Origin of the sequence: Mycoplasmopsis adleri (genome assembly GCF_045276205.1) — a bacterium.
In the GTDB taxonomy this organism is placed as follows: Bacteria; Bacillota_I; Bacilli_A; order Mycoplasmatales; family Metamycoplasmataceae; genus Mycoplasmopsis; species Mycoplasmopsis adleri.
The window spans coordinates 1-9,663 of the sequence record NZ_CP174162.1 but is presented as its reverse complement, the minus strand read 5'-3'; the positions used below and the strand labels follow the sequence as shown (position 1 = coordinate 9,663).

11 protein-coding genes are annotated in these 9,663 nt (G+C 25.5%); 7 read left to right on the top strand and 4 right to left on the bottom strand.

Features of this window, described 5'->3' with window-relative positions:
• Positions 1–2 precede the first annotated feature (2 nt).
• Genes ACJA22_RS00055 through ACJA22_RS00045 form a run of 3 tightly spaced genes read left to right on the top strand, consistent with a single transcriptional unit; the run spans position 3 to position 2,555 of the window.
• Complete coding sequence (locus tag ACJA22_RS00055) at positions 3–1,235, top strand: class I tRNA ligase family protein (RefSeq protein ID WP_406617117.1); 1,233 nt, start codon at positions 3–5, stop codon at positions 1,233–1,235.
• A 44-nt stretch (positions 1,236–1,279) separates the two neighbouring features.
• Entirely contained in the window at positions 1,280–1,993 is a 714-nt protein-coding gene (gene rlmB, locus ACJA22_RS00050; RefSeq protein ID WP_406617116.1) for a 23S rRNA (guanosine(2251)-2'-O)-methyltransferase RlmB, read from the top strand.
• Positions 1,974–2,555: a hypothetical protein gene (locus ACJA22_RS00045; RefSeq protein WP_406617115.1), complete on the top strand. Its 582-nt coding sequence runs from the start codon at positions 1,974–1,976 to the stop codon at positions 2,553–2,555. The genes rlmB and ACJA22_RS00045 overlap by 20 nt, the downstream gene beginning before the upstream one ends.
• A 190-nt stretch (positions 2,556–2,745) precedes the next feature.
• On the opposite strand, the gene ACJA22_RS00040 is transcribed toward ACJA22_RS00045, so the two are convergent.
• Positions 2,746–4,272: a hypothetical protein gene (locus ACJA22_RS00040; protein WP_406617114.1), complete on the bottom strand. Its 1,527-nt coding sequence runs from the start codon at positions 4,270–4,272 to the stop codon at positions 2,746–2,748.
• Positions 4,273–4,416: 144 nt separating this feature from the next.
• Between ACJA22_RS00040 and rpmG the strand changes: the two genes are divergently transcribed.
• The 4 genes from rpmG to ACJA22_RS00020 all read left to right on the top strand — a co-directional run bounded on the left by rpmG (position 4,417) and on the right by ACJA22_RS00020 (position 6,512).
• Positions 4,417–4,569, top strand: coding sequence for a 50S ribosomal protein L33 (gene rpmG / locus ACJA22_RS00035; protein ID WP_406617113.1), 153 nt, complete (start codon positions 4,417–4,419; stop codon positions 4,567–4,569).
• Positions 4,569–4,793, top strand: a complete 225-nt coding sequence (gene secE / locus ACJA22_RS00030) for a preprotein translocase subunit SecE (RefSeq protein ID WP_406617112.1) — start codon at positions 4,569–4,571, stop codon at positions 4,791–4,793. The genes rpmG and secE overlap by 1 nt, the downstream gene beginning before the upstream one ends.
• Before the next feature lie 11 nt (positions 4,794–4,804).
• Positions 4,805–5,404, top strand: a complete 600-nt coding sequence (gene nusG / locus ACJA22_RS00025; RefSeq protein ID WP_406617111.1) for a transcription termination/antitermination protein NusG — start codon at positions 4,805–4,807, stop codon at positions 5,402–5,404.
• 124 nt (positions 5,405–5,528) lie between these two features.
• Positions 5,529–6,512 carry a YhjD/YihY/BrkB family envelope integrity protein gene (locus ACJA22_RS00020; protein ID WP_406617110.1) on the top strand — a complete coding sequence of 328 codons (984 nt, stop codon included), beginning with the start codon at positions 5,529–5,531 and terminating at the stop codon, positions 6,510–6,512.
• Between the two features lie 122 nt (positions 6,513–6,634).
• Here ACJA22_RS00020 and ACJA22_RS00015 read toward each other — a convergent pair whose 3' ends face one another.
• The 3 genes from ACJA22_RS00015 to dnaA all read right to left on the bottom strand — a co-directional run bounded on the left by ACJA22_RS00015 (position 6,635) and on the right by dnaA (position 9,523).
• Positions 6,635–6,853, bottom strand: a complete 219-nt coding sequence (locus ACJA22_RS00015; protein ID WP_406617109.1) for an RNA-binding S4 domain-containing protein — start codon at positions 6,851–6,853, stop codon at positions 6,635–6,637.
• 1 nt (position 6,854) lies between these two features.
• Positions 6,855–7,964: a DNA polymerase III subunit beta gene (gene dnaN / locus ACJA22_RS00010; protein ID WP_406617108.1), complete on the bottom strand. Its 1,110-nt coding sequence runs from the start codon at positions 7,962–7,964 to the stop codon at positions 6,855–6,857.
• 176 nt (positions 7,965–8,140) lie between these two features.
• The gene (dnaA, locus tag ACJA22_RS00005; RefSeq protein ID WP_406617107.1) at positions 8,141–9,523 is read right to left on the bottom strand and encodes a chromosomal replication initiator protein DnaA; all 1,383 of its coding nucleotides are present in this window, start codon (positions 9,521–9,523) and stop codon (positions 8,141–8,143) included.
• Between the last annotated feature and the right edge of the window lie 140 nt (positions 9,524–9,663).

Below are 9,663 nucleotides of genomic sequence, written 5' to 3'. Positions count from 1 at the left end.
ATATGTTAAAAATTTATCTTTGCGGACCAACGGTCTATAATAGCCCTCATATCGGAAACATGAGAGCCGTAATTACTTACGATATCATGCTTAAAAGTAGACGTATTTTAGGTGAAAAATTTTGCTTTGTTCATAACATTACAGATGTAGATGACAAGATTATTAATAGAGCAATTCAAGAAAACAAAACTGAAAAAGATATCAGCAATTTTTATACTGAAGAGTATTTTAATTTATTAAAAAATCTTGATGTTGACACAATTACTCATATTGAAAAAGTTACTGAAAATATGGATGTAATTATTAACTATATAAAGAAACTTGTTGATTCAAAAAATGCCTACGTTGATAATGAAGGCAATGTATGATTTGATGTAGCAAAAAACCGTGATGCATATGGTATGGTATCTAATCAAAAGTTAGAAAATATGATTTTTGAAGAACAAAGCACAAGTAAAAAGTACGAAGCTGACTTTGCTTTATGAAAACAAACAACCAAAGGAATAAAATTTGATTCAATTTTTGGAAAAGGACGTCCTGGTTGACATACCGAATGTTGTGCTTTAATCAATAAACATTTTGGATCAGATGGAGTAGACTTGCACGGTGGTGGAATGGATTTAACTTTTCCTCATCATGAAAATGAAAACATCCAACATTATTCATTATTTAAAAAACCTTTAGTAAAAGAATGATTAAGATGTGGACAAATTAATCTTGATGGAGTAAAAATGTCTAAATCTTTAGGTAATGTAATTTTAGCTAAAGATTTCCTTAAAACTTATTCACCAACTGTTTTAAAATTAATCTTTACAAATACAAAATTAACAGCAAATATTAACATCACTGAAGATATGCTAAATAACATGATTCAGTTAGAAAATAAATTCCAAAAATTAATATTTAAATTCTTTACAACTTTTAAAAATATTAACTTAATTGATGTTAAATCTGAACAAGTTGTTAAAATGCTAGAAGCTATTTCAAATGGTAATTTTTCTGATTACAACTTCATTTTAAATGAAGAAATTAAACAATTCAATAAAACTAAAAGTTTAGAAAATGCTAAAAATATTTTTTCAATTCTTAATGTTATTCACCCTGAATTAACAAGGTTTACTCGTTATGAAGAAGCACTTTCTCAATTTGACGAATGACGCTGTTTAGTAGATAAAAAAGACTATTTAGAAGCTGATAAAATCCGTAAAATTCTTATGGAAAAAAACTTTTATTAACAAAGTAAAATAAGTAAAAAAATAATAAAATCGAGGTTTTGAATATGAAAGAATTATATTTGTGTGGTAGAAATACAGTAATTGACGCGATAAAAAATAACTTTCCTATAAGCTGCGTTTATGTTCAATCATTACCACACGCTAATAAAATAAAGGAACTATCAAACAAAATAAAAATTGAAATTAAAGATGCAAACTTTTTTCAAACCTATAAAAATGAAAATCACCAAGGATATGTTGCCTTATTAAAAGATTTTCCTATTTATGATTTGGAATCAATTAAACATGATAAACCAAATAACGTTTTAATACTTGACCATATTCAAGATCCTCATAATTTTGGCGCTATTCTTAGAACAGCAAACGCTGCTGGTATCAAACATATAATCATTCCGAAAGAACGTTCAGCAGATATCACACCTACTGTATTAAAAATTAGTTCGGGTGGTTTTATTGGTGTAAAAATTATAAAAGTTAATAGTATTGTGGCTTCAATTGAAAAATTACAAAAATGGGACTTTTGGATTTACGCTTCAGCACTTGAACAAAAGTCATTGCCTCACAATCAAATTACTTACAATAAACCATCATGTTTAGTTGTAGGAAATGAAGAAAGTGGAGTATCTAAATCAGTTTTAAATGCTGCTGATCAAATTATTCATATTGATCAATTTGGAACAGTACAATCGTTAAATGTTTCTGTTGCAACCGGTATTCTTTTGTTTGAATTAATAAAAAATGAAAAAGCCGAAAATTAAAACTTGACTAAATTTATTAAATATAAAAGATAACGATTTACCTCAAATTTTTGCTAGATTAACTGATAAAGAATTAATCTCATTTTTAGCATTAAATTATTATAAAGAAATTTACCAAAACGTCTATTTTAATGTCTATAAAGTAAAACACATGCCATTAGAACCAGAAGATATAACAAACGAATTTTTAAGTTTTTGTATACCGATAATTCGAAAATATAAATATGAAGATGATGCTTCATTCTTATCATATTTAAAAGTTATTATCAAGAATTTTTGTTTTTCAACAATCAAATATTGATGTGCTAAAAAACGTTTCTTCGCTTCTAATATGGTGTCGTTTGAAGATTTACATTATGTAAAAGATGAAGATGCTGAAAATAAATTTAATATGCTGATCGATAATCTAGACTATAAAAACTTTTATGAATATTTAAATAAAAAAGACAAAAATAAAATGAATTTAATCTTATCAGATGCAAAAGATTTTTGCTCTCCTCAAAAGATTAACCAATATAAAAACGATTTAGCTAGTAAGGTTGTTAGTTTCTACAATTACTAGCTTTTTCTTTAATTATTTAAAACTTAATATAAAATATCATATTAATAATTTGTGAACTGAACTTCAAAAATAACGATTTTTTTAAAACAAATTAATTATTGGAAAAACATTAAAATTCTTCTTTTTTAAAAGAAAAAAACTATAATCATCTTGGGTAGATTATAGTTTTAAAATTTTAAAATCTTTGCGTTTAAATGACGTCGAGATTTTTTGATTCTATTTCTAAAAGTCATTTATGGAAAAACTCTAGAATTTCATCGTTTTGAACAACAATATTCTTTAATGTTTCATCATCTGGATCAAACTTAATTAAAGCATCTTTAAGCTTAAAAACTAAGTCATCAAGCATTCTATAAAAAGAATAGCCTCTTTTAGATCATTGATATATTTCTTTCGAATATGACTGACTAGAATCAAATTTAAAGTGAATACAAAATTGCTGAAAATCATTTAGCTCCTTGTCTTTTAAAATTTCAGTTTTGTATTCTTTTTGGTTTATTGAGAAACATAAACTTCCATCACTTTTAATAATAAATGCAGCATCGTCATCAGGCGAAATAAATTGCCTTTTGTTTTCTTCATTAACAGCAACATAAAACTTATTTTGAAATTGTACAGTTGATGCGTATATCTTTCTTTTTATTGTTAAGTAGACACTACATTGACTTTCATCCATTTTAGAAAATATATTTTTCTTGTGCTCATAATCTTTTTTATTTCTTTTATTATAAGCTTGAATGATTTCTTCTTTATTGTGAATAAAATCTTCAAATGTTTTTATTTTCTTTAAATGTAAATATGGAGGTAAGAATTGTTGTAGAGAATTATTTGCTCTTTCAACATGAGGTTTAAAAATGGCAATACTAGAGCTTTGGAGTTCTATACCTTTTGAATTTAAATACTGTTTTAAAGGCGTATCCGAATAATCAGTACCTCAAAAAGTTCTTCTTTTATCAGTTCTAATTATTTTTGGTTTACCATAATTTCTAAATAGATTTTCCAATAATTTCATATAGCCTAGATTAGTCTCTCCTTGTTCAATATGTACTGCTAAAACTCTTGAAGTTGATGAATCTACAGCTACATAAATATTAGATTTTTCGCCATTCATTCAACGATGTTCACAAGCATCAAGTTCAACTATTTCACCAAAATCAAGGTTATTATCTCTACATTTTCTTGCTTTAAACATTGTCGTTTCCATAGTTTCATTATATTTAATTAATCTTTTTATTGCTATTACATCTCCATTATTTTCTTTAAGTTTTCTTAAATTTTCTCTTGCTTTTTTCTTTGTTTTCTTGGTCATATTTTTTGAATAAAAACCCTTAGCAACCAGATTCTTTATGAATAATCTATAAGTCATATTGTTCTTGTCAAAATCTTTTAAGCAATAATCATAAAAAAATATTAATGAAACAGAACAATCGCATTTTCGGTCATATACATCATCAATAAAAGTGAGATATTCATTAATCAACTCATCAATCCTATTAGTGCTAATTTTTCTATGGTGTTGATTACCTTTATTTTTATGAGAAATAATTAAGCAATTGTTTAACACTTTATCTCTAAGTTTCTTTGCTGTATGCCAATTAATTTGCAAATATTTACTAATTCAAGTGATGGATTTATTCATATTTTTTGCTATAAATTCTAATCTGTACTCATTTCTAAGTTCATAATTAGAACAATTTATTTTTTCAATTTTTTTCATAGCATAAATAAAGATACCAAAAAGTTAAAAATTCGTTATTTTTGAAGTTATTATAAGTATCGTATTTTTGAAGTTCACTTCACATATTTAAAACTTAATATAAAATATCATATTAATAATTTAATATTAATTTATAATTGAACTATGTTAAAAAAGAAAATTTCATTAAGTTGTGAAGAATGCCATAAATTAAATTACTCTACTTCTAAGAGCTTATCAAGTAGTGCTAATCGAATTATGATCAAAAAATATTGTCCAAATTGCAAAAAACATACATTACATAAGGAAGAAAAATAATGAAAAAGAAAGATATAACTGCTCAAAAACAAGCTAAGAAAAAGAAATATTTAATTAGACGTTTTGTTAAAGAACTCAAAAGAGTTAGATGACCTTCAGCAAAGAAAACATGAGCTTCATTTGCTCAAGTTATCATATTTACAATTATTTTCACACTTATCGTGTTTGGTTTTACAACATTAATTTTCTTTATTTTTAAACAATCTGGAATAATGCCAAAATAAAAGGAGCCAATATGCACAATTATCGTTGATACATGATTACAACTGTTTCTGGTAAAGAAGAACAAGTTATTGAATCTTTAAAAAACCGTATTATCAGTGAACAAATTGAAGATCTTTTCAATCAAGATGCTACACCTGATGGTGCTTTCAAAATTTTTAAAAAACCTACTTTAACAGCAAAAGAAGCTGAAAAGAAAAACATGGGTGAACCATACAAAGTTAAATACGTAAATATGTATAGTGGCTACATTTTCATCAATATGGAAATGGAAGATTATGCATGATTTGTTATCCGTAATACACAATATGTTACTGGACTTGTTGGTTCTTCAGGTAAAGGTTCTAAACCAACTCCTGTTTCAGATGAACAAATGAAGAAATCATTTGCTAAAGAAGAAAAATTACAAGAAGAATTTGATAAGAATGCACCACAAAACAAATTCTCAATTGGTGAAATTGTTGAAATTATTGACGGTCCATTCAAAGGCACTGAAGGTAAAGTTCTTGAAAGCAGTGACAAAGGACAAACAGTAACTGTTGAAATTGAATATTTTGGTAAAAAAGTTCCAACTGATTTTGATTATAATAAAGTTGAAAGTAAGGAAAAATAGTTTCCTTATTTTTTAATTAATTTAATCTTTGTTTAAATTTGTTAATATTTAATATATGAAGCAAAATTTACCTGTGATTTATTCTAACAATAATGTGAAAGCAATGCAAAGGAAATATAATTCTTTGCTTAAGAAGTCTGCTTTTAATAAAAACATTATGCCTGTTAAGCATCAATCAATGCTTATTGAAAAGATCATTAAATTCTTTATTTCAATAATTATGTTTATTGCTATACCTAAATCATCATGAAAAAATAAACCTAAAGTTAGAGAAATGATTGATAGAGTATATAAACGGTTCTCAGGTCGGGATTTCGCTTTTATTCCTGTTTCTTTCTCATTCTACTTATTAATTTCTTTTATACCTGTTATGCTTTCTGTATTCCTGCTATTAAAGTTCTTACCGTGAGGTTTGGAAACATTATTCCTAAACAATATTTTAGTTAAGATTATCCCTGGTTTTGAATCTATTACAAAAGGTATTGACTTTTCTATAGCTGGTACATATGCTGTCATTATTCCTTTATTCTTAGCTTCTTTATGAGTAGCTTCTAGTGGATTTGCTAAATTTATTTATAGTGAAAACTATATTTATAAACATGAGACAACTGGAAACTGGTTCATAAATAGAGGAAAGGGATTTATTACAGTCTTTTGAATTTCTATTTACATTTTTGTTACAATGGCTATTTATTTATCATTTTATAAAGCTTTTGGATTTGCCAAAACAACCAATGAAATAGCCAAAAACGTTTATTTCTATATATCATTCTCTATTTACTTAATGGTTACTTTATATTTAGGATTTTCATTATTATTTAAGTTTACACCTGCATTTAAAGTTGGTTGAAATACAGTTACACCTGGAGTTTTAATTGCTTCTGTTCCAACTATGATCTTCATCTCAATCTTTGGTTATTTAACATCATTAATAGATTATAAAAAATTTGGTGTATTTGGTGTATTCATGTATATTGCTTTATTAGTATCTAACATGTCATATTTTATATATCTCGGTGTTATTGCTAATGAAGGATATTATAAGACTTATATATCAAGCTATACAATAGATAAGAAAACATGATTTAAGAAATATATTAAAAGATAAAATTATCAACCTTAGGTTGATTTTTTATTGTCTTTAATTTTAAATTAGATCAATAAAAAAGATATATCTATATTGATATATCTAATTATTTAATTATAAATTTATAGAAATATACACAAGCATTATTTAACTTCATTTATTTTGATTAAGTCATCATTAATTCAAATAATATCATCAGGATGAACTTTAGTACTTCTGCCAGTTGGTATTTTATTGTTAATTAAAACCTTGTTATTGCTCATGAAGTATTTTACTTGACCACCAGTAGAAACTAAACCAAGCTTCTTTATTAATTGACCTATTTCAATTGAGTCTTCTTTAATTTCAACATTTATTTTCATATTATCTTCTCATTGGTGAAACTATTTGTTTAGAGTTAGGATTTGATTTAGATAAAATTAAAATCTTTTGTATCTTTTCATCTATTAATAAATAGATTTCATCATCCAAGATATTTAAAGCATCTTTTAAATAGTTATAGTTAATATCAAATACTAATGTTCCACCTTCAATATCAAATTTATCAGTTTTTACTAAAGAATCGCCTAATTCATCAAGTCTACTGTAAATACTTAATTCATTTTTAGTAATCTTAATTTCAATTCTATTTTGTTTATCATTACTATTTAATCAAATCTTATTAAGTAAATTATTTAATTCTTTTTTATCAATTGTTAATTTGTATTTAGTTTCATTCATAACTTGATTAAATAATTGTTCAATATCATGATAAGGCAGATCTGTTATTCTAGCAGCAACAATTGTATTTTCATATTCAACACCAAATTTAAGTGAGTTATAGAATAATGTTATTTTCTTAGGTGCATCAGCAGGAATTAATTCTTTAACATCTTTTGCATTAACATTAAAGTCAAATTCTTCTAATGGTTTCTTAGTATCAATTGTGTAGTAAGCTAATCTATAAATATCAGTTGCAGCTAAATTGAGTTTATTTCCTTTTGATTTAAAGTTAATACATTTATAAATTAAGTTAGGTTCTGTACTTGCCGCAAACGCAACATCTTTAATAGCCTTTTTAAATTCTTCTGTATTAATTTCAAACTTCTTAACATTTAAATTACCTTCAATAGCTACAAATGTATTTACATCTGTTGTATTAAGTGAATACCTTGAGTCTTCTTGAATAATTTCTAAGTTATTATTTTGATCTGTTTTAATTTCAATGAAACCAGATAATTTTTTAATAATACCTTTGAATAAATTACATTGAACCAATACTTCACCTTGTTCTTCAACAATAACATTTTCGTCGTCAACTGGCAAGTTTTTAATAATAGATGTTATTTCATTACATGCTTTAAAAACAAGTTGTCCGCCTGTTGCTGTTATTAATACACATCTCATACTGAAAAATGAGCTTGTTGGGTCAGTAAATTTTGAAACAATTTCAATAATTTCATCTAATTTATTTTTATTAATTTTTATTTTCATGTTGGCCTCTTTCCAAGATTTTTATTAAGTTAATTACTTAAGCTCTTGCTTGTATATATAGTATATTGTGTGGTTATGTGAATAAGTCCAAAAAATGTAATTTTTGTATATTTTTTCTGCTAATTTTGAACTTTTTCCCAAAACTAAGTTGTGGATAAAATATGTATATTATGTGTTTATTTATTCCTATAAAGCTCATCAGTAATTTGTGAAATAGTTCTTTTTAATGCTGTATCACTTTCTTCTGATTCTTTATCTATTTTATTAATAGCATTTATAACTGTTGAGTGATCCCTATTACTGAACATTTTTCCAATTTGTTCTAGTGATATATCAATAATAGATCTAATTAATCACATAGCAATATGTCTAGCTAAAACAACATCTTTTTTTCTGCTTTTGCCTAAAATATCCCGTTTAGATATTTTGTAGTATTTAGCAACATAATCTATGACCATATCAGGTGTAATATCTTTTTTATCTTCTTGAATATTTTTAAGAATTGAATTAACAACTGATAATGTATATTTTGAATTAGTTTTAATAATATCTTTGTTATATCAACGCAATCTATTAATAGCTCCAATTAATGAACGAATACTATTAGCATGGTTTCTTATAATATATTGTTTAGCATCCTTTTCTCAAAGAGAAGGTTCTAGGTTTTGCTCCTCGATCATATAATCCAAAATCTTTAATAAATCATTATATTGTGGTTCCCTAATTTCCGATTGAAAACCGATAGATAACCTAGTTATTAATCTAGCATCAAACATGTTTTTAAGTGAGTAAATAGGTCTATCAGAACAGATGATTGTTGTTTTCTTTTGTTCTATTCTATAGTCTAATATGTTAAAAATTAAGTTTAAAGTTGCTTTCTTATTTCCAATACCATAGCTTTGAAAATCATCAAACATAACAGCGTCCGCTTCATCAAATTCATCTCTAATTTTTTTCAGCTTTTTCTGATCATTTTCTTGTAATATCAAGCTTATATCTCTTGAGAATGAGTTAGCGTTTATATATTTAACTTTTTCACCTTTTTTGATTAGTTCATTACAAACAGCATGAATTAAGTGAGTTTTTCCAAGTCCCGATTTACCGAAAATAAAAACAGGAACATAGTCATTACCACCATCAATTATGTATTTTGCAATTTTTATAGCCTCTTTATTAAAATCACATTCAACATAGTTATCAAATGTTGCTTCCTTTTTTATATCTTGAAATTCAACTTCAGGATTTTTTACAGTAGCTTTCTTTTTAGTTTTTTGAATTTCAGAAGCATCTTCAAAATCAAAAGTGCAATCAAAATCAAATGCCTCATCTAATGCTTTCTGAATACTTGGCTTATACATTTCAAAAACAATTGGTCTGCTAATAAAAGCATGTGAAACAGCAATTGTTATATGCGAACCATCAATGTTAGTAATCCTAAAATCATTAAAAAATGTTTTAAAAGTTAATTGATCGCCAATTTCATTTTGCAAAATCTCTAAAAAAGTGTTTGTGTATGTTTGTAAAGCTAAACTTTTTTCATTTTTAATACTTATCGACATGTTTTAATCTTATTATTTTTAAATAATAAAGGTATAAAAAAACATTTAATTTTTGAGTTATCAACATTTATTTAATTATTTATCCACAAGTTTTCCACATAATTATTAACACTATTTTATTGTGTAAAACTAACTAAAAA